Here is a 25,913-nt window from a genome sequence, read left to right on the forward strand (position 1 = left end):
TAGAAAGGCTTTTTAGAGTTATTATTTTAGTTTGAAGGCTTTGTCCTTTGGGTAGTATGCCATACTACCAAGTTCTTCCTCTATACGTAGCAACTGATTATATTTGGCCATACGATCGGAACGTGATGCTGAACCCGTCTTAATTTGACCTGTGTTAAGTGCAACTGCCAAATCTGCAATGGTATTATCTTCGGTTTCACCAGAACGATGTGACATTACAGAAGTATACCCGGCATTTTTAGCCATATTCACCGCTGCGATGGTTTCTGTCAATGTTCCGATTTGATTCACCTTTATTAAAATAGAGTTAGCGATACCTTTTTCTATTCCAGTAGACAAACGCTCTACATTAGTAACAAATAAGTCATCACCTACCAATTGTACTTTATCCCCTATTTTTTCCGTTAACGCTTTCCATCCGTCCCAATCATTCTCGTCCATACCGTCCTCGATAGAAATAATAGGATACTTAGCAGAAAGGTCTGCTAAATATTGTGCCTGCTCCTGTGATGTGCGTATGACACCTTTATCACCTTCAAATTTCGTGTAATCGTATTTTCCATCTACAAAAAACTCTGCCGCAGCACAGTCCAATGCAATCATAACATCATCGCCTAACTTGTAACCTGCCTTATCTACAGCCTTTGCAATTGTATCTAACGCATCTTCAGTTCCACCGGCAAGATTAGGTGCGAAACCACCTTCGTCTCCTACTGCAGTACTTAAACCTCTATCGTGTAATACTTTTTTAAGATTATGGAAAATTTCAGTCCCCATTTGCATAGCATGGGAAAAATTCTTCGCCTTTACGGGCATAACCATAAATTCTTGAAACGCAATAGGTGCATCCGAGTGAGACCCACCGTTTATAATATTCATCATAGGAACAGGGAGCGTATTTGCACTTACGCCTCCTACATATCGGTACAATGATAGTCCAAGTTCATTTGCAGCAGCTTTTGCAGCCGCCAATGAAACACCTAAAATAGCATTTGCACCTAGTTTGGATTTGTTTGATGTACCATCCAAATCTATCATTGTTTGATCCAATAGATTTTGCTCAAAAACGGACATGCCCAAAATTTCCTCTGCAATGAGGTTATTAACGTTTGCCACGGCCTTAGTAACCGCTTTACCCATAAAAGAATCACCACCATCTCTAAGCTCAACAGCCTCATGCTCTCCGGTAGAAGCACCAGAAGGAACAGCCGCCCTCCCCATTATACCATTTTCCGTAATTACATCTACCTCTACGGTAGGATTACCCCTTGAATCTAATATTTGTCTAGCGTGAACACTTAATATGATACTCATCTGATATTTTTGAATTAAAATTGATTATTAATGATTTGCAAAGATACGAAACACTCTTTTCAAAGAATTCTTTACCCCTTGTAAATGCCGATAAAATAACGATATCTTAAACTTCTAACGGCTCTTTTGTCTTTTTAGCAATTAACTCAAAGAAGTCATCAAAAAGATAGTCGGCATCATGAGGACCTGGACTAGCTTCTGGGTGGTATTGTACAGAGAAAACATTCTTGTCTTTCATTCTGATACCGGCAACCGTCTTATCGTTCAAATGCACGTGTGTAATCTCTAACTCTGTATTCGCTTCCGTTTCTTCTCTATTAATAGCAAAACCATGATTTTGAGAAGTAATTTCTCCTTTCCCTGTAAGCATATTCAAAACCGGATGATTTATACCCCTGTGACCATTATGCATTTTATAGGTCGAAACTCCATTAGCTAAAGCGATTACTTGATGCCCTAAACATATTCCGAATAATGGTTTATTGGTTTTAATAATATCCTTAGCGGTATCAATAGCATCCTTAAGAGGTTCTGGATCACCAGGCCCATTAGAAATAAAATACGCGTCAGGATTCCAAGAGGACATTTCATCAAAACTAGTATTATAAGGGAACACTTTTATGTATGCGTCTCTTTTAGCCAGATTTCTTAAGATATTCTTCTTAATACCAATGTCCAATGCAGATATCTTGTACTTCGCATTTTTGTCTCCATAGTAATACGGTTCAATAGTTGAGACCTTAGAAGCCAATTCCAAACCATCCATACTAGGCACTTTCTTTAATTGTTTCTTTAGGCTTTCAATATTATTAACATCGGTAGAAATAACAGCGTTCATAGCCCCATTATCTCTTATATAGTTTACCAAAGCTCTCGTATCAACATCAGATATAGCAAACAATTCGTTTTTATTTAAGAACTCCTCCAAACTTGCATCGGCTATTGGTCTAGAGTATTCATAACTGAAATTTCTACAAATTAATCCAGAAATCTTGATAGATTCAGACTCAACCTCTTCTTCACTAGTACCATAATTACCGATATGTGCATTCGTGGTAACCATCAATTGACCAAAATAAGAGGGGTCTGTGAAAATCTCTTGATACCCTGTCATTCCTGTATTAAAACAGACTTCACCAAATGCAGTTCCTTCTTTATCCCCAACAGACTTCCCATAAAAAATAGTCCCGTCTGCCAATAGTATTAACGCTTTCTTTCTGGATTGATATTTCATAAGTTTTCTCTACTTTATTAATCGTTAACAAAAAAACATAAAAAAAGGATAAGCTTTAAAGCTTATCCTTTTATAATTATCAATATTTATTGACATTTTATTCTTCTGAGTCATCTGCCTTAGCTTCTGTATCAGTTTGCGCTTCCGCTTTAGAATCTGCAACAGCTACTGGAGGTGTCTCCGTTTTAGCTCCACTTCCTCTTCTACTTCTTCTTGTTGATTTCTTCTTAGGCTTACCAGCGTTATAAACTTCATTGAAGTCTACTAACTCTATCATTGCCATATCTGCATTATCTCCAAGACGATTTCCTAGCTTTATAATTCTAGTGTAACCTCCTGGTCTATCTGCAACCTTCTCTGAAACCACACTGAACAATTCCGTTACAGCATACTTATCTCTAAGGCTCTTAAAAACAATACGTCTGTTGTGCGTACCCTTTTCTGCTGATAAATTGTTTTCAGCTTTCGACTTTGTAATCAACGGTTCTACAAATTGCTTAAGCGCCTTAGCTTTAGCAACCGTAGTATTGATTCTCTTATGTTCGATTAAGGAACAAGCCATATTGGCCAACATTGCCTTTCTATGCGCTGTTTTTCTTCCTAAATGATTTATTTTTTTACCGTGTCTCATATCATTACGTTATCATCTTGCTACCAGACTCGACTTGCGAGGAGCAAAATATGATTATTAATCCTTATCTAATTTATATTTTGATAAATCCATTCCAAAACTAAGACCTTTGTTGATAACAAGTTCTTCTAGCTCTGTTAACGACTTCTTACCGAAGTTTCTGAATTTCATTAAATCGTTTTTATTAAAAGATACTAAATCGCCAAGAGTATCAACTTCAGCCGCTTTCAGACAATTCAAAGCACGAACAGATAAATCCATATCTACGAGTTTAGTCTTTAACAACTGTCTCATATGTAAAGATTCTTCATCATAAGTTTCTGTCTGTGCAATTTCATCTGCCTCTAAAGTAATTCTTTCATCGGAGAACAACATGAAGTGATGTATTAACACCTTAGCCGCTTCTGTTAAAGCATCTTTTGGGTGTATGGAACCATCAGAAACGATTTCAAAAACAAGTTTTTCATAATCCGTTTTTTGTTCTACACGAAAGTTTTCAATACTGTACTTTACATTCTTGATTGGAGTAAAAATAGAATCTACAGCAATAGTTCCCATTGGCGCGCCAGATTTTTTATTCTCTTCAGCAGGAACATAACCTCTACCTTTATCGATAGTAATTTCCATATTAATGCTAACCTTAGCATCCATATTACAGATTACTAAATCAGGGTTAAGTACTTGGTAACCAGAAATAAACTTCTGAAAATCTCCAGCGGTCAATTGGTCTTTACCACTAACGGATATTGAAACTACTTCAGCTTCGGAATCTTCTATTTGTTTCTTGAAACGAACCTGTTTTAAATTCAATATAATCTCGGTTACGTCTTCTACAACACCAGATATTACAGAGAACTCGTGTTCTACTTTATCAATCCTTACGGATGTGATGGCATGCCCTTCTAACGAAGAAAGCAATACCCTTCTTAATGCATTCCCAACAGTTAATCCATAACCAGGTTCCAAAGGACGAAATTCAAATTTCCCTTCGAAATCTGAGGAATCGATCATTATTACTTTATCGGGTTTCTGAAAATTAAATAATGCCATAATTGGATCAGTGTTGTTTATTTAGAGTATAACTCGACTATTAATTGTTCTTTGATATTTTCAGGAATTTGAAGTCTTTCAGGAACAGATACAAATGTACCTTCCTTTTTTTCAGTATTCCAAGTCATCCATTCATAAACTGAACTATTAGCAGCCAATGAATCTTGTATGCTTTGTAAGGATTTTGATTTTTCTCTAACCCCAACAACATCTCCTGCCTTTAAAGAATAAGAAGGAATGTTAACTAACTCTCCGTTAACAGTAATGTGTCTATGCGAAACCAATTGTCTAGCACCGCTTCTAGTAGGGGAAACTCCCATTCTATAAACTACGTTATCTAACCGTGATTCACACAACTGAAGTAAAACTTCACCTGTAACACCTTTACTACTGTTTGCCTTAGAGAATAAATTACGGAACTGCTTTTCCAAGATACCATAAGTGTATTTTGCCTTTTGCTTCTCCATTAATTGAACGGAGTACTCCGATTTTTTACCACGACGTCTTGCATTACCATGTTGTCCTGGAGGATAATTTTTCTTTTCGAAGGCTTTATCGTCTCCGAATATCGCTTCTCCGAATTTACGAGCGATTTTTGATTTTGGTCCTGTATATCTTGCCATTTTCTTAAATTATGAAAGTGAGATTATGAATTAAGGCTTATCCTTCGATAATCGTAATTACACCTTCTGTGAAATATATTAATACTTAATTAAACTCTTCTTCTTTTTGGAGGTCTACAACCATTATGAGGCATTGGAGTAACATCTATAATTTCTGTTACTTCGATTCCTGAATTATGTAATGCACGTATAGCAGATTCTCTACCATTACCTGGCCCTTTTACATAAACCTTTACTTTTCTTAAACCAGCTTCATGAGCTACTTTAGAACAATCCTCAGCAGCAACTTGCGCAGCATATGGTGTATTCTTTTTTGAACCTCTAAATCCCAATTTACCAGCTGATGACCATGAAATGACATCTCCTTTCTTATTAGTCAATGAAATAATAATGTTATTAAAAGAAGCCGTTACGTGAGCTTCACCAACAGAATCTACAACAACCTTACGTTTCTTAGTTACTTTTGTATTTGCCTTTGCCATAACTATATATTATTTAGTAGCCTTCTTCTTGTTAGCAACTGTTTTACGCTTTCCTTTTCTAGTTCTAGAGTTATTCTTTGTACGCTGACCTCTTAGGGGTAAACCTGATCTATGACGAATACCTCTGTAACAACCAATATCCATCAAACGCTTAATGTTCAATTGCGTTTCAGAACGAAGCTCTCCTTCGATAGTAAAAGAAGATACAGCCTCCCTGATACGTCCAATCTCGTCATCGTTCCAATCAGAAACCTTAGTATCTTCACTAACTTGGGCTTTCTCTAATATTTCTTTAGACCTGCTTCTTCCAATTCCGAAAATATAGGTCAAGGCAATTACGCCTCTTTTCTGTTTTGGTATATCTATACCCGCGATTCTTGCCATAATTACCCTTGTCTTTGTTTAAATCTAGGATTCTTTTTGTTGATTACGTACAACCTGCCCTTTCTGCGAACAATCTTGCAGTCGGCACTTCTTTTCTTAACTGATGCTCTTACTTTCATCTTGTATCTTAGTATCTATAAGTAATTCTTGCTTTCGTAAGGTCGTACGGGCTCATTTCCAGTTTCACCTTATCTCCAGGTAATAATTTAATATAATGCATGCGCATTTTGCCCGATATATGAGCAGTAACCACATGTCCATTTTCTAACTCCACACGAAACATTGCATTTGACAACGCTTCTATGATAGATCCATCTTGCTCTATTGCTGCTTGCTTAGCCATAAATTATGCTACTTTTCTATTTTTTCCTGATTTCATCAGACCATCATAATGTCTGTTCAACAAATATGAATTGACCTGCTGCACGGTATCTATAGCAACACCTACCATAATAAGCAGAGATGTTCCTCCGTAAAATAAAGCCCAACCTGCTTGCACATCCAATAGTTTTACAACTATCGCCGGTAACACTGCAAGTAAAGCCAAAAATATAGATCCCGGTAATGTAATCAATGACATTATCTTATCTAAGAAGTCACCGGTTTCCTTGCCCGGCCTAATTCCTGGTATAAAACCTCCACTTCTTTTCAAATCATCCGCCATTTTATTTGTAGGAACCGTAATGGCAGTATAAAAATAAGTGAATATAATAATCAACAAACCAAATAATATATTGTAAGCCAGTCCAAAGATGTCCGCAAATTGAACCTGCATCCACTGACCAAATTCTGTGTCGTCAAAAGCACCACCGATCATACTAGGAACAAACATAATAGCTTGCGCGAATATAATTGGCATTACACCTGAAGCATTTAGCTTTAAAGGAATGTACTGCCTTGACCCCATGATGTTCTTTTCATATCCCCCAGATGCAGTTCTCCTAGCGTACTGTACCGGAATTTGCCTTGTAGCCATTACCAAAAGCACACTAGCAAGAATAACTAAGAACCAAACAATTACTTCGATAAGGATGAACATAAGTCCACCATTATTGTTTGTGGTTCTAGATATAAATTCTTGAACAAATGACTGCGGTAAGGTTGCAATAATACCTATCATTATTAACAATGATATACCGTTACCGATTCCCTTATCCGTAATCTTCTCTCCTAACCACATTGCAAAAACACAACCTGTAACAAGTATAATTACCGCAGGCACCATGAAATCTAATCCTTTTCCTAAAAGGAAAGCACTATCTCTAACGCCAAAAGCTTCTAATCCATAAAGATAGGCAGGAGCTTGTACTATACAAATACCAATGGTTAACCATCTCGTTATCTGATTTATAGTTTTACGTCCACTCTCCCCCTCTTTTTGTAATTTCTGAAGATAAGGTATTGCTATTCCCATTAATTGAACAACAATCGATGCAGATATGTAGGGCATGATACCAAGTGCAAAAACAGAAGCGTTAGCAAAAGCCCCTCCTGTAAATGCATTCAACAAACCAAATATCCCTTGATCCGTACCATCTGCCAATCCACCTAATTGTGTAGAATCAATACCCGGAAGTACAATTTGGCAACCAAAACGATAAACCAACAAAAGACCTAAAGTAATAAGTATTCTATTCCTTAGTTCTTCTATTTTCCAAATATTGGATACTGTTTCAATAAACTTCTTCATGCTCTCGTTTGTACTTATAAACTTATTGCTTCACCTCCAGCAGCCTCTATTGCTGCCTTTGCAGTAGCTGTAAATTTATGTGCTGAAATTTTAAGTGAAGCTTTTAACTCACCGCCCCCTAAAATTTTGACTAACTCATTTTTTCTAACCAGTCCCTTCGCGATTAATATATCTAAAGTTACAGTATCCTTAATTGACTTGTCATCAACTAGTGCCTGTAACTTATCTAGGTTAATCCCCTGATAGTCTTTTCGGTTTATATTTGTAAAACCGAATTTAGGAACTCTTCTTTGCAACGGCATCTGACCACCTTCAAATCCGATTTTCTTAGAATACCCTGATCTAGATTTTGCTCCTTTATGTCCTCTTGCAGCAGTTCCTCCTTTTCCAGACCCTTGGCCTCTTCCTAGACGTTTACCATCTCTATTAACTGAACCTTCTGCAGGTTGTAGATTACTTAAATTCATCAAATACTTATTTAAGCTTCTTCTGAAGAAACTAGATGTTTAACTTTATTTATCATTCCCAGAATGTTAGGTGTGTTATCGTGTTCAACGACCTGACCAATTCTTTTTAAACCAAGAGCTTCTAAAGTTCGCTTTTGATTTTGAGGCTTTTTGATACTACTCTTTAACTGTGTAACCTTAATCTTTGCCATAATATTACTTAACCTTTAAAAACTTTCTCTAAGGAAACTCCTCTTTGTTGCGCAACGGTTTTCGCGTCCCTTAACTGCAGTAATGCATCAAAAGTTGCTTTAACTACATTATGAGGATTAGATGAACCTTGTGATTTAGAAAGTACATCATGAACCCCAACTGCTTCTAATACCGCTCTAACAGCACCACCTGCAATCACCCCTGTACCATGCGAGGCAGGTTGTATGTATACGCGTGCACCACCAAATTTTCCTTTTTGTTCATGAGGTAGTGTACCTTTATTTAAAGGAATACGTATTAGATTCTTTTTTCCATCTTCAATAGCTTTTGCAATTGCTGTGGCAACTTCCTTAGACTTACCAAGACCGTGACCAACAACACCATTCTCATCTCCAACTACAACTATTGCGGAAAATCCAAATGCTCTACCACCTTTTGTAACTTTAGTTACACGCTGCACACCGACCAATCTATCTTTAAGATCTAAACCTCCAGGTTTTACAGTCTCTACGTTCTTATATTTTTGAAACATACTCTTATTTTAGAATTTTAGTCCAGCTTCCCTGGCCCCTTCGGCCAAAGCTTTTACTCTTCCATGATACAAATTACCACCTCTATCAAATGCAACTTTATCCAAGCCAGCCTTAACTGACTTCTCAGCTATAGCCTTTCCAACCAAAGTTGCTATTTCAGTTTTATTTCCTTTGGAAGAAGCAATATCCTTATCTCTTGACGATGCAGCAACCAAAGTGATACCCTCTACATCATTTATAACCTGAGCATAAATTTCATTGTTACTTCTAAAAACCGATAATCTTGGTCTTTCAGCGGTTCCAACAGAAACCTTACGGATTCTTCTTCGAATTCTATACTTTCTCTGCGTTTTTGATAATCCCATAATTCTATAATTAAGCTGACTTACCAGCCTTTCTTCTTAAAATTTCACCTACAAACCTAACCCCTTTTCCTTTGTAAGGCTCAGGTTTACGGAAAGATCTAATTTTTGCCGCTATATGGCCAACTAATTGCTTATCGTGAGAAGTAAGCTTTACAATTGGGTTCTTCCCTTTTTCTGAAATTGTCTCCACCTTAACCTCTGGAGCCAAATCAAAAACTATGTTGTGAGAGAAACCTAAGGCCAAATCCAATTTTTGTCCTTGATTGCTAGCACGGTAACCTACCCCTACCAACTCCAATTCCTTAGTCCAACCTTTAGAAACACCTTCTACCATGTTTAGTATCAAGGATCTGTACAGTCCGTGTTTTGCTTTATGCTCCTTAGAATCTGAAGGTCTGGTCACAAACGCCTCACCATCTTCAATTTTAACACTTACACCAGAAAATTCTTGAGTTAATTCTCCTAATTTCCCTTTAACAGTAATGATGTTATCATTGATTTCTATTGTAACTCCTTCTGGAATTCCTATTGGATTATTTCCTATTCTAGACATCTTCTAACTCTTTATTCTGTTAATATACGTAGCATAAAACCTCACCACCGACGTTTTCTGCCTTTGCCTGCTTACTTGTCATTACCCCATGCGATGTAGACACTATTGCTATACCTAGACCATTTAATACTCTAGGTAAATCTTCACTTGGCGCGTACTTTCTTAGACCAGGCTTACTGATACGTTGTATCTTTTTTATTACAGGCTCTTTGGTCATCTTATCATACTTCAAGGCTATTTTAATAGTTCCCTGAACCTTATCATCTTCAAACTTATAACTAAGAATATATCCTTGATCGAATAATATCTTCGTCATTGCCTTTTTTAAGTTAGACGCAGGGATTTCCACTACTCTGTGACCTGCTCTACTTGCGTTCCTAACTCTCGTTAGATAATCTGCTATAGTATCTGTTACCATTTATATGAAATTCGGTGACGGTTTTTAGCATTATTACTAAACCTGAAACCAGTTTAATTTACTTTTTAATCTACCAGCTGGCCTTCTTAACTCCTGGTATCAATCCTTTGTTAGCCATCTCTCTGAACATAACCCTAGAAATTCCAAAAGTTCTCATGTACCCTTTTGGCCTACCTGTCAGCTTACATCTATTATGCATACGCACTGGAGAAGCATTCTTTGGCAATTTCTGTAAAGCCTCATAATCTCCGGCTTCTTTTAAAGCCTTTCTTTTTTCAGCATACTTAGCTACCGTCTTTGCCCTTTTTCTCTCACGGGCTTTCATTGATTCTTTAGCCATACTAGTTCTTTTTAAAGGGTAATCCCAATTCTGTTAATAATGACTTTGCTTCTTTATCTGTTTCTGCAGAAGTAACAAAGGTTATATCCATACCGTTGATTCTATTGATTTTGTCAATATTAATCTCAGGAAAAATAATTTGTTCCGTGATACCTAAATTGTAATTTCCTCTACCATCAAAACCTGTGGCCTTAATTCCTTGGAAATCCCTAACCCTTGGAAGTGCAGATGTAACAAGTCTATCTAAAAACTCGTACATACGTTCACCTCTAAGAGTAACTTTAGCGCCAATGGGCATACCTTTTCTCAATTTAAATGCAGCAACATCTTTTTTGGACATTGTAGGTATAGCCTTTTGACCAGTTATCATAGTCATTTCATCAACAGCGTGATCTATAAGCTTCTTATCAGCCACAGCTGCTCCAACTCCCCTACTGACTACAATTTTTTCTAACTTAGGCACTTGCATTACATTTCTGTAACCAAACTCCTCTGTAAGCGCAGATACAATGCGCTCCTTATATTCTTTCTTTAATCTTGAAACGTAAGTCATAACTAAATTACTTCATTGGATTTCTTAGAAAACCTTACTTTTTTACCATCCCTCATATCATAACCTACTCTTGTGGTATCACCTGATTTAGGATCAATCAAAGATAAATTCGATATATGAATTAAAGCTTCTTTTTTTACTATACCACCTTGCGGATTTTTAGCACTAGGCTTCTCATGTTTAGAAACCATATTTACGCCTTCCACAATGGCTTTGTTCTTTTCTAGATTAACAATCATTACCTTGCCTTCAGAACCTTTGTGGTCACCTGCAACAACTCTGACTGTATCCCCAGTTTTAATTTTTAACTTCTTCATCTTACTCTATCTTATAGTACCTCAGGGGCCAATGAAACAATTTTCATGAATTGCTTATCTCTCAATTCTCTCGCTACAGGTCCGAAAACACGCGTGCCTCTCATCTCCCCTGTAGGGTTAAGAAGAACACAGGCGTTATCATCGAATCTAATGTACGAACCATCAGGTCTTCTCACCTCTTTTTTGGTTCTTACGACTACTGCCGTAGAAACCGCACCTTTTTTAATACCTCCATTTGGTGTAGCTTCCTTAACAGTAACTACAATTTTGTCTCCGATAGAGGCATATCTTCTTTTGGTACCTCCAAGAACACGGATAGTTAAAACTTCCTTTGCTCCGGTATTATCCGCCACCTTTAGTCTAGATTCTTGCTGTAACATAACTTATTTAGCTCTTTCTAAGATTTCTACTAACCTCCAACACTTGGTCTTACTCATAGGACGCGTTTCCATTATCTTAACGGTATCACCTTCCCTACAATCATTCTTTTCGTCGTGTGCAACGTATTTTTTCGTTTTCAAAACGAACTTACCGTACATAGGGTGCTTAACACGTTTTACTTCCGCAACTACAATGGACTTTTCCATTTTGTTACTGGTTACAACCCCAACTCTTTCTTTTCTTAAATTTCTCTTTTCTTCCATAAAGCAGAACCAGTTATTGGTTTTCCCTATTTGTTAATTCCGTAGCTAGCCTCGCAACAGTTCTTCTTACCTTTCTTATCTGTAAAGGGTTCTCCAAAGGAGTTACAAAGTGAGCCATTTTTAAATCTGCATGCTGCTTCTTATATTCAGCAAGTTTTTCCGTAAGTCCTTCAACAGACAATTCTTTAATTTCTTGTTTTTTCATAATCCCCTACGATTAATTCTCTACTGTATAATCTCTAGCTGTTATAAATTTCGTCTTTACAGGCAGCTTTTGAGCAGCCAATCTTAACGCCTCTTTGGCAACATCCATAGGCACACCGGCCACCTCAAACATAATTCTACCAGGTTTTACAACTGCAACAAAATATTCTGGAGCACCTTTACCTTTACCCATACGCACCTCTAGTGGTTTCTTGGTAATAGGCTTATCTGGAAAAACCTTAATCCATAACTGGCCCTCTCTCTTCATGTATCTAGTGGCTGCAATACGAGCAGCTTCTATCTGACGTGATGTTAAAAAAGCAGCATCTCCCACAGATTTTATACCGAACATACCATTAGAAAGTTGATGCCCTCTACCGGCATTACCCTTCATACGGCCTTTCTGCATTTTACGATACTTCGTTCTTTTCGGTTGTAACATTTCTTTACTTCTTTAAAAATTACTTTCTACGGCGTGGTTTTCTACCTCCATCTTGTTTACCAGACCCTTTAGACTGACCCTTTTGCATGCCAACCAATGGAGAAAGCTCTCGCTTACCGTAAACCTCCCCTTTCATAATCCAAACCTTAATACCTAATTTACCATAGGTAGTCTGTGCTTCATGTAAAGCATAATCAATATCCGCTCTAAAAGTTGACAATGGAATCCTTCCGTCTTTGTAAGACTCGGAACGTGCCATCTCTGCACCATTTAAACGACCAGATATTTGTATTTTAATTCCCTCAGCATTCATTCTCATTGCCGCAGCTATTGCCATTTTGATAGCCCTTCTAAAAGAGATTCTACTTTCAATCTGACGAGCAACACTTGCAGCCACGAGATTAGCATCTACTTCGGGTCTTTTTATTTCGTAGATATTTATCTGCACCTCCTTGTTGGTAATCTTCTTAAGCTCTTCCTTGAGCTTATCAACCTCTTGACCACCCTTACCGATAATGATACCGGGTCTTGCAGTAGTAACAGTTACCGTTATAAGCTTCAGCGTACGTTCAATAATTACTCTTGAAACGCTTGCTTTTGAAAGCCTTGCGTGAATGTACTTTCTTATCTTGTTATCCTCGGCTAGCTTATCTCCATAATCATTACCACCATACCAGTTGGATTCCCAACCTCTGATAATTCCTAGACGATTTCCTATTGGATTTGTTTTCTGTCCCATTCTAGCTTTCTATATTATTTTTAGACCCCAATACTAAAGTAACGTGATTCGAACGTTTTCTTATTCTATGCGCTCTACCTTGAGGAGCGGGACGAAGTCTCTTTAACATCGCACCACTATCTACTCTTATCTCAGCAACCACCAAATCAGCATCTTCTAAATTTTCATCCTCATTCTTGGCTTGCCAGTTAGCTAAAGCTGACAATAATAGCTTCTCTAATTTTCTGGAAGCCTCCTTAGGATTAAACCTTAAGATAGCCAAAGCTTTTTCTACTTTCTCACCACGAACTAAATCCGCAACAAGTCTCATTTTCCTAGGAGAAGTAGGGCAGTTATTCAACTTTGCAAAAGCTACTTTCTTTTTTTCAGCCTTAATTCTTTCGGCCATTTGTTTTTTACGAACTCCCATAGCTTACTTTTTACCTTTATTTTTTGCACCTGCATGACCTCTAAACGATCTTGTGGGTGAAAATTCCCCCAACTTATGCCCTACCATGTTTTCAGTAACGAAAACCGGTACGAATTGTCTTCCGTTGTGCACAGCTATTGTCATCCCAACAAAATCAGGAGTAATCATAGATGCTCTAGACCAAGTCTTTATAACAGACTTCTTTCCAGATGAAGCGCTTTGCTGGATTTTCTTCTCCAGACTATAGTGAACGTAAGGTCCTTTTTTTAGTGAACGTGCCATTTCTTTCTACTTTTTATTTCTTTCTACGTTCTATTATATACTTATTGGTACTCTTAGTTTTCGAACGAGTCCTAAATCCTTTTGCCGGAATACCATTTCTTGATCTTGGATGCCCACCAGAAGCTCTTCCTTCACCACCACCCATTGGGTGATCAACAGGGTTCATTGCTACTGGTCTAGTTCTAGGCCTTCTACCTAACCACCTACTTCTACCAGCTTTACCGGATACCAATAGTTGATGATCAGAATTAGATATTGCTCCGATTGTAGCCATACATGCAGACAGGATCAACCTTGTCTCACCAGAAGGCATTTTAACAGTAACAAACTTCCCATCCTTTGCCATTAATTGCGCAAAAGTACCAGCGCTTCTAGCCATAACAGCACCTTGACCTGGTCTTAATTCTATACAAGAAATTATAGTCCCTAAAGGTATCTCGCTAAGAGGCAATGCGTTTCCAATTTCTGGAGCTGCCTTGGTGCCCGAAGATATTTTTTGATCTACCTGCAAGCCATTCTGCGCAACAACATATCTCTTCTCACCATCAGCATATTCCAAAAGAGCTATAAATCCAGTTCTATTAGGATCGTACTGAATAGACTTAACAGTTGCAGAGACATCCTGCTTATCCCTTTTAAAATCGATCACTCGATATCTTCTTTTATGCCCACCACCTTTTTGGCGCATGGTCATCTTTCCTTGACTATTTCTACCTCCGGACTTTTTTAACGGAGCAAGCAAGCTTTTCTCCGGCTTATCAGCAGTAATGGCGTCAAATCCGTTTACTACTCTAAAACGCTGTCCAGGAGTGATTGGTTTTAATTTTCTAACTGACATTTTTTGTCTTTATAGATTACTGTAAAAATCAATAATATCTCCCTCTACAACATCAACTATTGCTTTTTTAATAGCATTAGTTTTTCCGTGTTGCACACCAGTTTTGGTATATCTGGATTTTCTTGTTGGTCCGTAATTCATCGTACGAACTTTCTTGACCGAAACACCATAAGCAGCTTCAACAGCATCCTTAATCTGAATCTTGTTGGCCTTTGGATCAACTATGAAACCATAACGGTTGTTCAACTCGCTATCTGCGGTCATTTTTTCCGTTATAATTGGCTTTATCAACACACTCATGGTTTTACTAATTATTTAAGTTCGACTCTATTCCTTCTAGGGACCCTTCCAATAATACCAAGCTATTTGCATTAAGTATTTTGTAAGTGCTTAATTCTGAATGAGTTACAACATCTGAACCCTTAAAATTACGCGAAGACAAATATACGCCTTTATTTGAATCGCCCAACACAATTAAAGATTTTTTGTTTTCAAGTCCCAAAGACTTTAAAACTTGTACAAAATCCTTTGTTTTAGGTGCATCAAAATCAAAGTCCTCAACTACTAAAATTGCCCTGTCTTTTGATTTTAAACTAAGTGCCGACTTTCTAGCCAAACGCTTTAAGTTTTTATTCAACTTTTGCGTATAATCCTTTGGTCTTGGGCCAAAAATACGTCCACCTCCACGAAAAATAGGAGACTTAATACTACCAGCCCTCGCCGTACCTGTACCTTTTTGTTTTTTAATCTTTCTCGTACTACCTGCAATCTCGGCTCTTTCCTTTGCCTTGTGCGTACCTTGTCTCTGATGTGCTAAATATTGCTTTACATCTAAGTATACCGCATGATTGTTAGGCTCTATACCAAATACGTCGTCAGAAAGGTCTGCCTTTCTACCCGTATCTTTACCTTTTATATCTAAAACTGCTACCTTCATTACTTCTCAATAGTTACGTAAGCGTTTTTATGACCAGGAACACAACCCTTTACAACTAAAAGATTCTTTTCTGGTACTACTTTCAATACTTTAAGATTTTGAACTGTTACACGTTCTCCACCCATTCTTCCAGCCATCCTCATTCCCTTAAAAACTCTAGCAGGGTATGAAGCAGCACCAATAGAACCAGGAGCTCTAAGTCTGTTATGCTGACCATGAGTAGCTTGCCCTACTCCACCGAATCCGTGTCGTTTAACAACACCCTGAAATCCTTTACCTTTGGATGTTCCTATAACATCGATAAATTCCCCTTCTACAAAAAGGTCAACACCAACGATGTCTCCTAATTTGTAATCACCTTCAAAACCTTGAAACTCAACGACTTTTTTCTTCGGAGAAGCACCTGCTTTTTTAACATGACCTAGCTCAGCCTTGTTAGCACGTTTTTCTGCCTTGTCATCGAAACCAAGTTGAAGGGCATTGTACCCGTCTACCTCTTCGGTTCTGACTTGGGTAACTACACACGGCCCAGCCTCGATAACGGTACAAGGCATGTTCTTGCCGTTCTCATCAAAAATACTGGTCATGCCTACTTTTTTTCCTATTAACCCAGACATATTTATTTATATTAATTACTATTATTAAATCTATTTCAAAAAAATAGGGTCAAAATAATTCAACCCTGAATTTATTTTTTCCGTCTTTCCTTCGCTCGCAGCTCAGGACATGTTACTTCGGTTAAAAAATGAACCGAGATTTAACTTACACTTTAATCTCTACTTCAACACCACTTGGCAACTCTAGTTTCATAAGTGCATCAATAGTTTTCGAAGATGAGCTATAAATATCCAACAGCCTCTTATATGAACTAAGCTGAAATTGCTCTCTTGATTTTTTATTTACGTGAGGTGATCTTAACACTGTAAATATTTTTTTATGCGTTGGTAACGGAATTGGTCCAGTAACAACAGCACCAGTAGTCTTTACCGTTTTTACGATTTTCTCAGCAGATTTATCTACTAAATTATGATCGTAAGATTTAAGTTTTATTCTAATTTTTTGACTCATGTCTTAAATTTATGCTGTTATTCCTTTAGCCGCTTTAATCACTTCTTCAGATATATTTGAAGGCGTTTCAGCGTAGTGTGAGAATTCCATTGTTGAAGTTGCACGTCCAGAAGAAAGGGTTCTCAATGACGTAACATAACCGAACATTTCAGATAAAGGAACAGTTCCCTTTACTACTTTAGCACCAGCCCTATCACTCATATCACTAATAGTACCTCTTCTTCGGTTCAAATCCCCTACAATATCACCCATATTCTCTTCAGGAGTAATAACTTCAAGTTTCATTATTGGCTCCATGATTACAGCACCCGCGGCTTTACCAGCAGCTTTGTAACCCATCTTAGCAGCCAACTCAAAAGAAAGTGCGTCAGAATCTACAGGGTGGAAAGAACCATCCTTTAATACCACCTTCATGGTATCCATTTCAAATCCAGCCAAAGGACCATTTTGCATTGCAGCCTTAAAGCCTTTTTCAACCGAAGGAATAAATTCTTTAGGTATACGTCCGCCTTTAATCTCATCAACAAACTGCAACCCTTCTCCTTCGAAATCCTCATCCGCCGGACTCATTTCAAAGACAATATCACCAAACTTACCACGACCACCAGATTGCTTCTTGTATGTCTCCCTGTGCGCAGCCAATTTCGTAAGTGCTTCTTTATATTCTACCTGAGGTTCTCCTTGGTTAACCTCTACTTTAAATTCTCTTCGCAATCTATCTACAATGATATCTAAGTGAAGCTCACCCATACCAGAAATAATAGTTTGTCCTGAAGCTTCATCCGTTTTAACCTGGAATGTAGGATCCTCTTCAGCTAATTTAGCCAAAGCCATACCCAACTTATCCACATCGACCTTAGTCTTAGGCTCCACAGCAATACCTATCACAGGATCAGGAAAATCCATACTTTCCAGGATAATAGGGTGTTTTTCAGAAGACATTGTATCCCCTGTTTTTATATCTTTAAAACCAACAGCGGCCCCAATATCACCAGCTTCGATAAAATCGATAGCGTTTTGCTTATTGGAGTGCATTTGATAGATTCTTGAAATTCTTTCCTTTTTACCAGAACGATTATTCAGAATATACGAACCTGCATCCAGTCTTCCAGAGTATGTTCTGAAGAATGCTAAGCGACCTACGAAAGGATCGGTCGCAATCTTAAAAGCAAGGGCAGAAAAAGGTTCTTTTACATCCGGTTTTCTTGAAATAGAATCACCCGTATTAGGGTCAGTTCCAACGATGGCATCTTTATCGATTGGCGAAGGCAAATACCTACAAACCGCATCTAATAAAAATTGAACTCCTTTATTTTTAAAAGAAGAACCGCAAATCATTGGAATAATTGCCCTGTCCATAACAGCAGCTCTTAATGCCGCATGAACTTCTTCTTCCGTAATTGAGTCTTCATCCTCGAAAAACTTCTCCATTAACTCCTCGTCATACTCCGCAACAGCTTCAATTAAAGCTGCTCTATACTCCTTTACTTCGGCTTTCATTTCCTCTGGAATATCGATAACATCGAAAGTAGAACCATAACCTTCATCATGCCATACAATTGCACGATTTTTTGCTAAATCCACGATACCCTTAAAATCTGCCTCATCCCCGATAGGAAGTACAATAGGAACAGCATTAGAGCCTAACATTTCCTTGACCTGCTTACAAACCATTAGAAAATTAGAACCTTGACGATCCATTTTGTTAACAAATCCTATTCTTGGAACTTTATAATTGTCTGCTAATCTCCAGTTAGTCTCGGACTGAGGCTCCACACCATCAACCGCACTAAATAAAAAGACCAAACCATCCAAAACACGTAAAGACCTATTCACCTCTACAGTAAAATCAACGTGACCCGGAGTATCTATGATATTAAAATGATATCCTTTAGCGTCGGAAGTTGGCTTACCATTCTCCGTTGGGAATTGCCATTCACAAGTGGTCGCCGCAGAGGTAATTGTAATACCTCTTTCTTGCTCTTGCTCCATCCAATCCATCGTAGCAGCGCCATCATGCACTTCTCCAATTTTGTGACTTACACCTGTGTAAAAAAGTATACGCTCAGTTGTCGTTGTTTTTCCAGCATCAATATGAGCAGCAATACCTATGTTTCTTGTATATTTTAAATCTCTTGCCATTTCTGATTAAAATCTAAAGTGGGAAAATGCTTTATTTGCTTCGGCCATCTTATGAGTATCAACTCTTTTCTTTACAGCAGCTCCTTCTTCTTTGGAAGCAGCAAGTATTTCTGCGGCCAATTTTTGTGACATACCTTTCTCGTTGCGCTTTCTAGCAAAACTGATAAGCCATTTCATAGCCGTAGAAATTTTTCTATCCGGTCTAATCTGCATTGGAATTTGGAAGGTAGCCCCACCAACTCTTCTACTGCGAACCTCAACATGCGGCATAACATTGCTCAATGCATCCTTCCACAATTCTAAAGCCGTCTTTTCTTCATCTGTTTTTTTAGCATCTACAATGTCAATGGCATCATAGAAAACACTGAAAGCTACTGACTTCTTACCATCCCACATCATCATGTTCACAAACCTAGTCACTAACTGGTCGTTGAATCTTGGATCTGGTAACAGCGGTCTTTTTTTCGCCTGTCTTTTTCTCATTTCTTCTTGTTAAAAAGTGTTATTACTTCTTAGGTCTTTTTGCCCCGTACTTAGATCTCCGCTGTGTTCTACCTGCAACACCTGCGGTGTCCAGTGCTCCACGAACGATATGATATCTAACTCCTGGCAAATCTTTAACTCTTCCGCCCCTTACTAATACTATCGAGTGCTCTTGAAGATTATGTCCTTCTCCTGGGATGTAGGCATTTACCTCTTTCCCGTTTGTCAACCTAACCCTTGCAACTTTACGCATTGCAGAATTCGGCTTCTTTGGAGTGGTAGTGTACACACGTGTGCAAACTCCCCTTCTTTGTGGACACGAATCTAGAGCAGCCGATTTACTCTTCTTAGTAATTGTGGCTCTTCCTGTTCGTACTAATTGTGAAATTGTTGGCATACTATATTAATATGTATAAAATTACCCTCTGTTTAAGGGTCGGCAAATGTAGTAATATTTCCCAATAATTCAAACACCTGCCTAATTATTTTTAAAGTTTTTTCCTTACCACGTTTTACAACCAAAAAAAAGACATTTACCGACCATAACAAGTAATTCGATTTTCAATTATGAAATTTCAATCGTTTTATATCTGTAGAACTATTTTTCATGTTGAATCTAGCCCGAAAATTATCAAATCCGCAAAATCCATATTGTTACATTACACATAGTAAAATTCAAGGTCCGTTTCATTTATAACTTTCGAATACTCTTAGCATCCTTAAAGTTTTATTAAAATTAGTTTGGATTATTAACACATTATTATGATTTTTGCGCTTAGCTAATTCAAATAATTAAAAAATGAGAACAAAACGAAATGGATTGTTAACGCTGTTATTGGCGTTAATTGTGCATCTATCTTTCGCACAAGAAAAAACAGTTACCGGTACGGTTACTGACCAGGACGGACTTCCGTTACCTGGAGTTAACATCGTTGTTGAAGGAACAACAAACGGTACCCAAACTGATTTCGATGGTAATTATTCCATCAACGCTTCACAGGGTCAAACGCTTCTTTTTACCTACATAGGTCAAAAGGCCACGAGACAAGCTGTAGGTTCAGGAAACACTATAAACGTGCAAATGACCGAAGACGCTCAAGCCTTAGAGGAGGTGGTTGTTACCGCACAGGGTATTAAAAAGTCAAAACAAGCTTTGGGGTATGCCGTAGCCGAGGTTGGCAAAGAAGCTCTAGAGCAAAGACCTGAAGGTGATGTCGGTAGAATACTTACCGGTAAGGCATCTGGTGTTAACATTACCGCTCAAAGTGGTCTTTCAGGATCGGGTACGAGTATTGTTATTCGTGGCCTAAGTAGTTTTAGTGGAAGTAACCAACCCCTTTTTATTGTTGATGGTGTTCCTTTCGATAGTGGCACTAACGGACAATCACAAAGTGGTGAAGATAGCAGCTTCGTTGATGGTAACAACGGTTCTAGTAGATTCTTGGATTTAGACCCGAACAACATTGAAAATGTAAATGTACTTAAAGGTCTCGCCGCTGCAACTCTTTACGGAACAGCCGGGCGTAATGGTGTGATTTTAATTACGACCAAGAATGGCGCTGCTGGTACTAGTGGAGGTGTAAAGAAAAACGAGATTACAGTAACTAGCTCCATGTTCTTTAACGACATTGCTTCTCTTCCGGATTATCAAGACCAATATGGAAATGGTTTTGATCAGGCTTTCGGATGGTTTTTCAGTAACTGGGGTCCTAGTTTTGATAGAGATGGTGTAGCAGGATGGGGTAACCAAGCAGCTATTGATGATGCAGGTACCTTAGCGCATCCATACTCAACTTCAACTTCCGCAATTAGAGCTGCATTCCCTGAATTTGCAGGGGCACGTTACGATTGGAGACCTTATGACAGTGTTAAAAACTTTTTCCGAACTGGTGTTGTAAAGAGCAACTCTGTGAACTTTAATGGTTCTTCAGAAGATGGTAAAGTTTCATACAATGCGAACTTTGGCCACTTAGATGATGAAGGTTTTACACCTGAAAACGGTTTACAACGATATACGCTTGGTTTAGGTGGTAGAGCAATTCTTTCTAATAAGTTCACTGTATCTGGAACCATGAACTTTTCGAATACAGATTTTAAATCACCTCCAATTGCTGCCAGTACGGGTAACAGTGTATTTGGTACAGGATCATCTTTATTCGCAAACCTTTTCTACACTCCACGAAGTGTAGATATTCAAGGATTACCTTTTGAGAATCCTATCACTAGAGGAAGTGTTTATTATCGTCAGAACAACAGTATACAACATCCTTTATGGACTGTTAACAATGCTCAAACAAGACAAGTGACAAACCGTGTGTTCGGTAATGCCGCTTTGATGTATGACATTAATGATAATTTAAATCTTACATATCGATTTGGACTTGATGTTTATAGTGAAAACAATACGAACTCTCAAAACAAAGGAGGTATTGGAGGAAGTGTTGCAACACAAAGTGGTATTCTACAGACGTGGAATAACACGAATACTATTCTCGATCACAACTTTATTTTAACAGGGCAGTACGAGTTGTCCGAAAAGATTGGTTTTAGTTTCAATGCTGGTGCCACTACAAGAAGAGAGGTGTTCGACCAAAATGGTGTTGCAAGTTCGGGCCAACAAGCCTTCGGCGTGCTAAGACACTTTAACTTTCAATTACAGGATGAAATTCAGTTTTTCCAAGAAAGAAATATAGCAGGTCTTTACGGACAGTTAGATTTTGATTACGATAGAAAAATTTACTTAACGCTATCGGGAAGAAACGATTACGTATCCAACCTTGCAAAGGAGAACAGATCAATTTTCTACCCAAGTGCAAGTTTATCTTTGATTCCAACGAAACTTATTGAAGGACTTCAGAGTCAAAATGGTATTAATTACATGAAATTACGTGCGGGTTATGGAACTTCTGCTAACTTCCCTACGGGATATCCTGTTGCAGCTACCCTTGACCTAGACACACAAGACTTTCAAGATGGAGCAGGAAGAGATGTTACCACCAATACAAGTGCAGACCAGTTGGGTAACCCCAATTTAAAGCCTGAGCTTTTAGAGGAATTGGAATTTGGTTTAGAAACTAGATTGTTTAACAGTAGAGTTTCTCTAGATGCTTCTTACTATACAAGAACTACAAAAGACTTAATCATTGAGCGTCCTTTAGATCCATCAACTGGTTTTATTCAAACACAAACTAACGTTGGTGAAATTAGTTCTTACGGTGTAGAAGTAGATGCTACAGTAGATTTATTCAGAAGCGAAGAAGAAGGTGGTTTCAACTGGAGCATCAACTCAAACTTCACCGCTAATGAAACAGAAGTTGTTGATCTTGGCCTTGATACTGACATCGTTGTATACGCAGGTTTTACTAACCTAGGTAATGCGGCTCGTGTTGGTGAACCCTTAGGTGTTATCGTTGGTTCCAGAATCCAAAGAGATGAAAATGACAACTTCATTGTAAATGGTGCAGGTAGTTATGCTGAAGAAAACGGTACCTTCACCATTGGTGATCCTAACCCAGATTGGTTATTGAACGTTGGTAATAGCATCAATTATAAAAACTTTTCCTTCAACTTCTTAATGAACTATACCCATGGTGGAGATATCTACAGTAGAACAACTTCTGTTCTTCTAGGTAGAGGACTTACCACCGATACCTTAGATCGTTTGAATAGTTTTATACTGCCTGGAGTAAAAGCAGATGGCACACCTAACGATGTAGCTGTAAACAACTCTACGTTCTACTTCAGTAATGTTCTTTTTGGCCCAGATGAACTTGGTGTCTATGACGCTTCTGTTATAAGGTTACAAGAAGTTTCCCTTGGCTACTCTATGCCTTCAAAGTGGTTGGACAAAACACCGTTCGGATCCTTAAGTTTCACGCTGTCAGGCCAAAACCTTTGGTATGAAGCTATTAACATACCTAAAGGAACTAACTTTGATCCAAACGTTGCCGGTGTAGGTGTTGGTAACGGTAGAGGTTTTGATTACTTGAACGGACCAAGCTCAAGAAGGTATGGATTGAGTGTTAGAGCAACATTTTAATTAAAAAAATATTTGATAATGAAAAAAACAATTAAATACATAGCTGCTTTTTTTATTGCCGGAGCCCTTTTCAACTCCTGTGAGACAACTGAGCTAGATCTGACTGAAGATCCAAATGCATTGACACCTTCACAGGCTGATCCCGATTTCTACTTGAATGTTATTCAAGAAGATTTCGCAAGATTTACAGAATCTTTGGGAGAAACCATGGCAGAAGTTGTACGAATAGAAAATATGTTCGGTAGAGACTACCAAAATGCATATGATCCAGCAAACTTTGATAATGAATGGGAAGAAGCTTATCAGCAGATACTTCAGAACATTAAGGATATGAATGTACTGACCAATGAAGCTGGTTTAACGAACCATACTGCAATGGGCCAGTTCTACGAGGCATATACCATATCGCTTTTAGTAGATTTCTTTGGTGATGTTCCTTATTCTCAAGCCTTACAAGCGCCAGATATTTTAAATCCAGTTCCTGATCCAGGCGCTGATGTATACGCGGCAGCTATAGGTCTTTTAAATAATGCAATCGCTAACTTTAACGCTGGTGGCTCTGTAGATCCTCAGAATGATTTCTTTTATGATAACGATTACGATCAGTGGATTTTAGCTTGTAACACCTTAAAATTAAGGTTGTACAAGAATACTGGTAATAATGCAGCCTTCAATAGTATTATTGCTGCTGGTAATTTCATCGAAGACTCTGCTGATGATATGCAGTTTCAATGGGGAACTAATCAAGTTCAGCCAGACACACGTCATCCTGACTACGCCAATAACTATACAGTTACTGGTGGTGCTGATTACATGTCTATTTATTTAATGGAAATCATGGATCTTAGTGAAGATCCTCGTATCAGGTATTACTACTACAGACAAAATGCTACAGTACCAGGTTCTGATGGAACTCCGCCAAATGAAGAAACATTAGACTGTTCTTTACAGGCACCTCCACCACATTATGCGGATGGCGGCTTTACTTTCTGTACTTTACCTAATGGATACTGGGGTCGTAATCATGGAAATGATGCAGGTACTCCACCGGACGGTTTATTAAGAACTATTCCTGGTGTTTACCCTGTCGGAGGTCTTTTTGACGATAGTAGTTTTGCTGAATCTGGCCTTGGAGCTGGTGGTGGTGGAAACGGTGTTACTCCGATTCTATTGGCATCAACAGTGGATTTTTGGAGAGCAGAAGTAGCCACTGCTGGTGGTGCTGCTGCTGCAAAGCCTTTCTTGTTAGATGGTATTGCTAAGTCAATAGCTAAAGTACAAACTTTTGGTTCTAAAGACCCAGGAGCGGATTTATCTACGGCACCTACAGAAGCGGACGTTGATGCATTCCTTGCTGCCATTGAAGCGGATTTTGATGCTGCTGATGACGAAGGTAAGTTGAACATCTGGGCAGAACAATTCTTAGTATCTTTAAAAGGAAATGGTCATGATGGTTATAACATGTACAGAAGAACAGGTTTCCCAACAACCATGGAGCCAAACTTAGAATTGAACCCTGGGTCGTTTATACGCTCTTTCTTCTATCCTGCTAATGCAGCTAACACGAACTCGAACATAGCGCAAAAAACAACTGTTACGGAACAAGTATTTTGGGATACTAACCCAGCTTCACCTGGATTCCCTGTAGGTAACTAATTAAAAAAAAGAAAAATGAAAAAACTAAGTTTATATTTTTTAACCATTGCAACTGTCTTTTTCACTAGTTGTGAAAGCGATGATAAAGTTGTAATAGGCGTTATTGACGGTATAACCAGTAGTGCTATCTTAAGAACAAGAAGCATTGAGAGTGGTACTTTCAATAGATTTGACACCTCTTCTATATTCTCTGTAACAGTAGAACAGCAAGATGAAGAGAACGGAACTTTATTATCATCTGTAGATGTATTGGTTTCTTTTACTGACAACAAGGATGATGGGGTAGATAATTCTAAAGCAGAAGTAGCGTATACTACCATTCCTGCAAGTGAGTTCAGTACAAGCGAACGAGGCCTCCCACAAACCAACTTTACAGCGACGTTGGCGGAAGCGCTTGCAGCTGTTGGTTTGGTTGATGGACAATTTGATGGTGGTGATACTTTCAGATTTAGATTCGTAGTAAATCTTACGAATGGTACTTCTTGGTCCGCGGCAAACGGTAATGGAAACATTACTGGTGGTTCATACTTTAGCTCACCATATCAGTACACTGCCGGTGTTGCTTGTATACCTGTTACTCCAGTAGCAGGAACTTACAACCTAGACATGGAAGATACTTACGGAGATGGCTGGGATGGAGCTTTCTTTACAGTTTCCATAGATGGTGACACTACGGATTATACAATAGAGTCTGGCAGTGCTGCAAACTTTGATATTGTTGTTCCTGATGGAACTGAGGAATTGACGTTCACTTATACTCCTGGAAACTTTGAGGAAGAGCATATTTGGGAATTGACGGCGCCAACTGGAGAAACAGCAGCAGCTGGTTCACCCGGACCTGGCGGAGATATTGTATTGAATATTTGTAACTAAATATCCAAACA

At 38.3% G+C, this 25,913-nt stretch carries 37 protein-coding genes; 3 read left to right on the plus strand and 34 right to left on the minus strand.

All coding sequences use genetic code 11. From position 1 onward, the window contains the following. Positions 1 to 21: 21 nt before the first annotated feature. From eno to rpsL, 34 genes are all read right to left on the minus strand, one after another. Positions 22 to 1,314 carry a phosphopyruvate hydratase gene (gene eno / locus SJY09_RS09385; protein WP_396635472.1) on the minus strand — a complete coding sequence of 431 codons (1,293 nt, stop codon included), beginning with the start codon at positions 1,312 to 1,314 and terminating at the stop codon, positions 22 to 24. A gap of 106 nt (positions 1,315 to 1,420) precedes the next feature. Continuing rightward, a complete protein-coding gene (carA, locus tag SJY09_RS09390; protein WP_396635473.1) occupies positions 1,421 to 2,548 on the minus strand; it encodes a glutamine-hydrolyzing carbamoyl-phosphate synthase small subunit in 1,128 nt (375 codons plus the stop codon). A 97-nt stretch (positions 2,549 to 2,645) separates the two neighbouring features. Further along, positions 2,646 to 3,179 (minus strand): 50S ribosomal protein L17, encoded by a 534-nt coding sequence (gene rplQ, locus SJY09_RS09395; RefSeq protein WP_126592166.1) that lies wholly within the window; start codon positions 3,177 to 3,179, stop codon positions 2,646 to 2,648. A 57-nt stretch (positions 3,180 to 3,236) separates the two neighbouring features. Further along, complete coding sequence (locus tag SJY09_RS09400; protein WP_396635474.1) at positions 3,237 to 4,229, minus strand: DNA-directed RNA polymerase subunit alpha; 993 nt, start codon at positions 4,227 to 4,229, stop codon at positions 3,237 to 3,239. 17 nt (positions 4,230 to 4,246) lie between these two features. Further along, on the minus strand, positions 4,247 to 4,852 hold the full coding sequence (gene rpsD, locus SJY09_RS09405; RefSeq protein WP_396635475.1) for a 30S ribosomal protein S4: 606 nt from the start codon (positions 4,850 to 4,852) through the stop codon (positions 4,247 to 4,249). A gap of 89 nt (positions 4,853 to 4,941) precedes the next feature. After that, entirely contained in the window at positions 4,942 to 5,334 is a 393-nt protein-coding gene (gene rpsK, locus SJY09_RS09410) for a 30S ribosomal protein S11 (protein ID WP_099573169.1), read from the minus strand. 9 nt (positions 5,335 to 5,343) lie between these two features. After that, positions 5,344 to 5,718 (minus strand): 30S ribosomal protein S13, encoded by a 375-nt coding sequence (gene rpsM, locus SJY09_RS09415; RefSeq protein WP_379932603.1) that lies wholly within the window; start codon positions 5,716 to 5,718, stop codon positions 5,344 to 5,346. Between the two features lie 2 nt (positions 5,719 to 5,720). Beyond that, positions 5,721 to 5,837, minus strand: coding sequence for a type B 50S ribosomal protein L36 (gene ykgO / locus SJY09_RS09420; protein WP_013305171.1), 117 nt, complete (start codon positions 5,835 to 5,837; stop codon positions 5,721 to 5,723). Positions 5,838 to 5,845: 8 nt separating this feature from the next. After that, positions 5,846 to 6,061 (minus strand): translation initiation factor IF-1, encoded by a 216-nt coding sequence (infA, locus tag SJY09_RS09425; protein WP_013305172.1) that lies wholly within the window; start codon positions 6,059 to 6,061, stop codon positions 5,846 to 5,848. A 3-nt stretch (positions 6,062 to 6,064) separates the two neighbouring features. Beyond that, on the minus strand, positions 6,065 to 7,408 hold the full coding sequence (gene secY, locus SJY09_RS09430) for a preprotein translocase subunit SecY (RefSeq protein WP_396635476.1): 1,344 nt from the start codon (positions 7,406 to 7,408) through the stop codon (positions 6,065 to 6,067). 14 nt (positions 7,409 to 7,422) lie between these two features. Continuing rightward, positions 7,423 to 7,875 (minus strand): 50S ribosomal protein L15, encoded by a 453-nt coding sequence (gene rplO, locus SJY09_RS09435; RefSeq protein WP_396635477.1) that lies wholly within the window; start codon positions 7,873 to 7,875, stop codon positions 7,423 to 7,425. 11 nt (positions 7,876 to 7,886) lie between these two features. Next, positions 7,887 to 8,066, minus strand: coding sequence for a 50S ribosomal protein L30 (gene rpmD, locus SJY09_RS09440; protein ID WP_396635478.1), 180 nt, complete (start codon positions 8,064 to 8,066; stop codon positions 7,887 to 7,889). Between the two features lie 8 nt (positions 8,067 to 8,074). Beyond that, on the minus strand, positions 8,075 to 8,599 hold the full coding sequence (rpsE, locus tag SJY09_RS09445; RefSeq protein ID WP_396635479.1) for a 30S ribosomal protein S5: 525 nt from the start codon (positions 8,597 to 8,599) through the stop codon (positions 8,075 to 8,077). Between the two features lie 9 nt (positions 8,600 to 8,608). Then, complete coding sequence (gene rplR / locus SJY09_RS09450) at positions 8,609 to 8,965, minus strand: 50S ribosomal protein L18 (protein ID WP_396635480.1); 357 nt, start codon at positions 8,963 to 8,965, stop codon at positions 8,609 to 8,611. A 10-nt stretch (positions 8,966 to 8,975) separates the two neighbouring features. Continuing rightward, a complete protein-coding gene (rplF, locus tag SJY09_RS09455; protein ID WP_396635481.1) occupies positions 8,976 to 9,518 on the minus strand; it encodes a 50S ribosomal protein L6 in 543 nt (180 codons plus the stop codon). Between the two features lie 19 nt (positions 9,519 to 9,537). Continuing rightward, on the minus strand, positions 9,538 to 9,936 hold the full coding sequence (gene rpsH, locus SJY09_RS09460) for a 30S ribosomal protein S8 (RefSeq protein ID WP_396635482.1): 399 nt from the start codon (positions 9,934 to 9,936) through the stop codon (positions 9,538 to 9,540). 70 nt (positions 9,937 to 10,006) lie between these two features. Further along, positions 10,007 to 10,276 carry a 30S ribosomal protein S14 gene (gene rpsN / locus SJY09_RS09465; RefSeq protein WP_179242380.1) on the minus strand — a complete coding sequence of 90 codons (270 nt, stop codon included), beginning with the start codon at positions 10,274 to 10,276 and terminating at the stop codon, positions 10,007 to 10,009. A gap of 1 nt (position 10,277) precedes the next feature. Next, positions 10,278 to 10,829 carry a 50S ribosomal protein L5 gene (rplE, locus tag SJY09_RS09470; RefSeq protein ID WP_396635483.1) on the minus strand — a complete coding sequence of 184 codons (552 nt, stop codon included), beginning with the start codon at positions 10,827 to 10,829 and terminating at the stop codon, positions 10,278 to 10,280. Between the two features lie 2 nt (positions 10,830 to 10,831). Next, positions 10,832 to 11,146: a 50S ribosomal protein L24 gene (gene rplX, locus SJY09_RS09475; RefSeq protein WP_396635484.1), complete on the minus strand. Its 315-nt coding sequence runs from the start codon at positions 11,144 to 11,146 to the stop codon at positions 10,832 to 10,834. 11 nt (positions 11,147 to 11,157) lie between these two features. Next, positions 11,158 to 11,526 (minus strand): 50S ribosomal protein L14, encoded by a 369-nt coding sequence (gene rplN, locus SJY09_RS09480; protein WP_013993867.1) that lies wholly within the window; start codon positions 11,524 to 11,526, stop codon positions 11,158 to 11,160. Between the two features lie 3 nt (positions 11,527 to 11,529). Then, positions 11,530 to 11,790, minus strand: a complete 261-nt coding sequence (gene rpsQ, locus SJY09_RS09485) for a 30S ribosomal protein S17 (protein ID WP_027078357.1) — start codon at positions 11,788 to 11,790, stop codon at positions 11,530 to 11,532. A gap of 13 nt (positions 11,791 to 11,803) precedes the next feature. Continuing rightward, the gene (gene rpmC, locus SJY09_RS09490; RefSeq protein ID WP_099573181.1) at positions 11,804 to 11,995 is read right to left on the minus strand and encodes a 50S ribosomal protein L29; all 192 of its coding nucleotides are present in this window, start codon (positions 11,993 to 11,995) and stop codon (positions 11,804 to 11,806) included. Between the two features lie 12 nt (positions 11,996 to 12,007). Further along, complete coding sequence (rplP, locus tag SJY09_RS09495) at positions 12,008 to 12,436, minus strand: 50S ribosomal protein L16 (RefSeq protein ID WP_396635485.1); 429 nt, start codon at positions 12,434 to 12,436, stop codon at positions 12,008 to 12,010. Between the two features lie 19 nt (positions 12,437 to 12,455). Further along, on the minus strand, positions 12,456 to 13,175 hold the full coding sequence (rpsC, locus tag SJY09_RS09500) for a 30S ribosomal protein S3 (RefSeq protein ID WP_396635486.1): 720 nt from the start codon (positions 13,173 to 13,175) through the stop codon (positions 12,456 to 12,458). A gap of 1 nt (position 13,176) precedes the next feature. Then, the gene (gene rplV / locus SJY09_RS09505) at positions 13,177 to 13,584 is read right to left on the minus strand and encodes a 50S ribosomal protein L22 (RefSeq protein WP_396635487.1); all 408 of its coding nucleotides are present in this window, start codon (positions 13,582 to 13,584) and stop codon (positions 13,177 to 13,179) included. Between the two features lie 3 nt (positions 13,585 to 13,587). Continuing rightward, on the minus strand, positions 13,588 to 13,866 hold the full coding sequence (rpsS, locus tag SJY09_RS09510) for a 30S ribosomal protein S19 (RefSeq protein WP_027078352.1): 279 nt from the start codon (positions 13,864 to 13,866) through the stop codon (positions 13,588 to 13,590). 13 nt (positions 13,867 to 13,879) lie between these two features. Next, positions 13,880 to 14,704, minus strand: coding sequence for a 50S ribosomal protein L2 (gene rplB, locus SJY09_RS09515; protein WP_396635488.1), 825 nt, complete (start codon positions 14,702 to 14,704; stop codon positions 13,880 to 13,882). A 9-nt stretch (positions 14,705 to 14,713) separates the two neighbouring features. Further along, positions 14,714 to 15,004, minus strand: coding sequence for a 50S ribosomal protein L23 (rplW, locus tag SJY09_RS09520; protein WP_126592174.1), 291 nt, complete (start codon positions 15,002 to 15,004; stop codon positions 14,714 to 14,716). A 7-nt stretch (positions 15,005 to 15,011) separates the two neighbouring features. After that, a complete protein-coding gene (rplD, locus tag SJY09_RS09525) occupies positions 15,012 to 15,641 on the minus strand; it encodes a 50S ribosomal protein L4 (RefSeq protein WP_396635489.1) in 630 nt (209 codons plus the stop codon). Continuing rightward, positions 15,641 to 16,258 (minus strand): 50S ribosomal protein L3, encoded by a 618-nt coding sequence (gene rplC, locus SJY09_RS09530; RefSeq protein ID WP_396635490.1) that lies wholly within the window; start codon positions 16,256 to 16,258, stop codon positions 15,641 to 15,643. The genes rplD and rplC overlap by 1 nt, the downstream gene beginning before the upstream one ends. 145 nt (positions 16,259 to 16,403) lie before the next feature. Next, the gene (gene rpsJ, locus SJY09_RS09535) at positions 16,404 to 16,709 is read right to left on the minus strand and encodes a 30S ribosomal protein S10 (RefSeq protein WP_007094989.1); all 306 of its coding nucleotides are present in this window, start codon (positions 16,707 to 16,709) and stop codon (positions 16,404 to 16,406) included. A 9-nt stretch (positions 16,710 to 16,718) separates the two neighbouring features. Further along, a complete protein-coding gene (gene fusA, locus SJY09_RS09540) occupies positions 16,719 to 18,851 on the minus strand; it encodes an elongation factor G (RefSeq protein WP_396635491.1) in 2,133 nt (710 codons plus the stop codon). A gap of 6 nt (positions 18,852 to 18,857) precedes the next feature. Continuing rightward, entirely contained in the window at positions 18,858 to 19,334 is a 477-nt protein-coding gene (gene rpsG, locus SJY09_RS09545) for a 30S ribosomal protein S7 (RefSeq protein WP_099573190.1), read from the minus strand. Between the two features lie 22 nt (positions 19,335 to 19,356). After that, positions 19,357 to 19,731, minus strand: coding sequence for a 30S ribosomal protein S12 (gene rpsL / locus SJY09_RS09550; protein ID WP_027078345.1), 375 nt, complete (start codon positions 19,729 to 19,731; stop codon positions 19,357 to 19,359). Between the two features lie 402 nt (positions 19,732 to 20,133). Here rpsL and SJY09_RS09555 point away from each other — a divergent pair, with 402 nt between their 5' ends. Genes SJY09_RS09555 through SJY09_RS09565 form a run of 3 tightly spaced genes read left to right on the plus strand, consistent with a single transcriptional unit; the run spans position 20,134 to position 25,902 of the window. After that, positions 20,134 to 23,373, plus strand: coding sequence for a SusC/RagA family TonB-linked outer membrane protein (locus tag SJY09_RS09555; RefSeq protein ID WP_396635492.1), 3,240 nt, complete (start codon positions 20,134 to 20,136; stop codon positions 23,371 to 23,373). Between the two features lie 18 nt (positions 23,374 to 23,391). Next, positions 23,392 to 25,029 (plus strand): SusD/RagB family nutrient-binding outer membrane lipoprotein, encoded by a 1,638-nt coding sequence (locus SJY09_RS09560; RefSeq protein WP_396635493.1) that lies wholly within the window; start codon positions 23,392 to 23,394, stop codon positions 25,027 to 25,029. A 15-nt stretch (positions 25,030 to 25,044) separates the two neighbouring features. Beyond that, positions 25,045 to 25,902 (plus strand): hypothetical protein, encoded by an 858-nt coding sequence (locus SJY09_RS09565; protein ID WP_396635494.1) that lies wholly within the window; start codon positions 25,045 to 25,047, stop codon positions 25,900 to 25,902. Positions 25,903 to 25,913 lie beyond the last annotated feature (11 nt).

The organism is Maribacter sp. R77961 (assembly GCF_044594925.1).
In the GTDB taxonomy this organism is placed as follows: Bacteria; Bacteroidota; Bacteroidia; order Flavobacteriales; family Flavobacteriaceae; genus Maribacter.

Coding starts and splice junctions, on each gene's coding strand:
- infA (WP_013305172.1), bottom strand. CDS start 6,061: ATGGCTAAGCAAGCAGCAATAGAGCAAGATGGATCTATCATAGAAGCG.
- rplP (WP_396635485.1), bottom strand. CDS start 12,436: ATGTTACAACCGAAAAGAACGAAGTATCGTAAAATGCAGAAAGGCCGT.
- rpsN (WP_179242380.1), bottom strand. CDS start 10,276: ATGGCTAAAGAATCAATGAAAGCCCGTGAGAGAAAAAGGGCAAAGACG.
- rplW (WP_126592174.1), bottom strand. CDS start 15,004: ATGAGTGTGTTGATAAAGCCAATTATAACGGAAAAAATGACCGCAGAT.
- fusA (WP_396635491.1), bottom strand. CDS start 18,851: ATGGCAAGAGATTTAAAATATACAAGAAACATAGGTATTGCTGCTCAT.
- secY (WP_396635476.1), bottom strand. CDS start 7,408: ATGAAGAAGTTTATTGAAACAGTATCCAATATTTGGAAAATAGAAGAA.
- rplC (WP_396635490.1), bottom strand. CDS start 16,258: ATGTCTGGGTTAATAGGAAAAAAAGTAGGCATGACCAGTATTTTTGAT.
- rpsQ (WP_027078357.1), bottom strand. CDS start 11,790: ATGGAAGAAAAGAGAAATTTAAGAAAAGAAAGAGTTGGGGTTGTAACC.
- rpmC (WP_099573181.1), bottom strand. CDS start 11,995: ATGAAAAAACAAGAAATTAAAGAATTGTCTGTTGAAGGACTTACGGAA.
- rpsC (WP_396635486.1), bottom strand. CDS start 13,175: ATGGGACAGAAAACAAATCCAATAGGAAATCGTCTAGGAATTATCAGA.
- rpsE (WP_396635479.1), bottom strand. CDS start 8,599: ATGTTTCAAAAATATAAGAACGTAGAGACTGTAAAACCTGGAGGTTTA.
- rplN (WP_013993867.1), bottom strand. CDS start 11,526: ATGTTACAGCAAGAATCTAGACTAAAGGTGGCGGATAATACCGGAGCA.
- rpsD (WP_396635475.1), bottom strand. CDS start 4,852: ATGGCAAGATATACAGGACCAAAATCAAAAATCGCTCGTAAATTCGGA.
- SJY09_RS09565 (WP_396635494.1), top strand. CDS start 25,045: ATGAAAAAACTAAGTTTATATTTTTTAACCATTGCAACTGTCTTTTTC.
- rpsH (WP_396635482.1), bottom strand. CDS start 9,936: ATGGTAACAGATACTATAGCAGATTATCTAACGAGAGTTAGGAACGCA.
- SJY09_RS09560 (WP_396635493.1), top strand. CDS start 23,392: ATGAAAAAAACAATTAAATACATAGCTGCTTTTTTTATTGCCGGAGCC.
- rplE (WP_396635483.1), bottom strand. CDS start 10,829: ATGACTTACGTTTCAAGATTAAAGAAAGAATATAAGGAGCGCATTGTA.
- rplR (WP_396635480.1), bottom strand. CDS start 8,965: ATGGGATTATCAAAAACGCAGAGAAAGTATAGAATTCGAAGAAGAATC.
- SJY09_RS09400 (WP_396635474.1), bottom strand. CDS start 4,229: ATGGCATTATTTAATTTTCAGAAACCCGATAAAGTAATAATGATCGAT.
- carA (WP_396635473.1), bottom strand. CDS start 2,548: ATGAAATATCAATCCAGAAAGAAAGCGTTAATACTATTGGCAGACGGG.
- eno (WP_396635472.1), bottom strand. CDS start 1,314: ATGAGTATCATATTAAGTGTTCACGCTAGACAAATATTAGATTCAAGG.
- rplF (WP_396635481.1), bottom strand. CDS start 9,518: ATGTCTAGAATAGGAAATAATCCAATAGGAATTCCAGAAGGAGTTACA.
- rpsS (WP_027078352.1), bottom strand. CDS start 13,866: ATGGCACGTTCACTAAAAAAAGGACCTTACGTTCACTATAGTCTGGAG.
- rpsJ (WP_007094989.1), bottom strand. CDS start 16,709: ATGAGTCAAAAAATTAGAATAAAACTTAAATCTTACGATCATAATTTA.
- rplD (WP_396635489.1), bottom strand. CDS start 15,641: ATGAAGGTAGCAGTTTTAGATATAAAAGGTAAAGATACGGGTAGAAAG.
- rpsG (WP_099573190.1), bottom strand. CDS start 19,334: ATGAGAAAAAGACAGGCGAAAAAAAGACCGCTGTTACCAGATCCAAGA.
- rpsL (WP_027078345.1), bottom strand. CDS start 19,731: ATGCCAACAATTTCACAATTAGTACGAACAGGAAGAGCCACAATTACT.
- rpmD (WP_396635478.1), bottom strand. CDS start 8,066: ATGGCAAAGATTAAGGTTACACAGTTAAAGAGTAGTATCAAAAAGCCT.
- rpsM (WP_379932603.1), bottom strand. CDS start 5,718: ATGGCAAGAATCGCGGGTATAGATATACCAAAACAGAAAAGAGGCGTA.
- rplV (WP_396635487.1), bottom strand. CDS start 13,584: ATGGGAGTTCGTAAAAAACAAATGGCCGAAAGAATTAAGGCTGAAAAA.
- rpsK (WP_099573169.1), bottom strand. CDS start 5,334: ATGGCAAAGGCAAATACAAAAGTAACTAAGAAACGTAAGGTTGTTGTA.
- rplO (WP_396635477.1), bottom strand. CDS start 7,875: ATGAATTTAAGTAATCTACAACCTGCAGAAGGTTCAGTTAATAGAGAT.
- rplQ (WP_126592166.1), bottom strand. CDS start 3,179: ATGAGACACGGTAAAAAAATAAATCATTTAGGAAGAAAAACAGCGCAT.
- rplB (WP_396635488.1), bottom strand. CDS start 14,704: ATGTCAGTTAGAAAATTAAAACCAATCACTCCTGGACAGCGTTTTAGA.
- SJY09_RS09555 (WP_396635492.1), top strand. CDS start 20,134: ATGAGAACAAAACGAAATGGATTGTTAACGCTGTTATTGGCGTTAATT.
- ykgO (WP_013305171.1), bottom strand. CDS start 5,837: ATGAAAGTAAGAGCATCAGTTAAGAAAAGAAGTGCCGACTGCAAGATT.
- rplX (WP_396635484.1), bottom strand. CDS start 11,146: ATGAAGAAGTTAAAAATTAAAACTGGGGATACAGTCAGAGTTGTTGCA.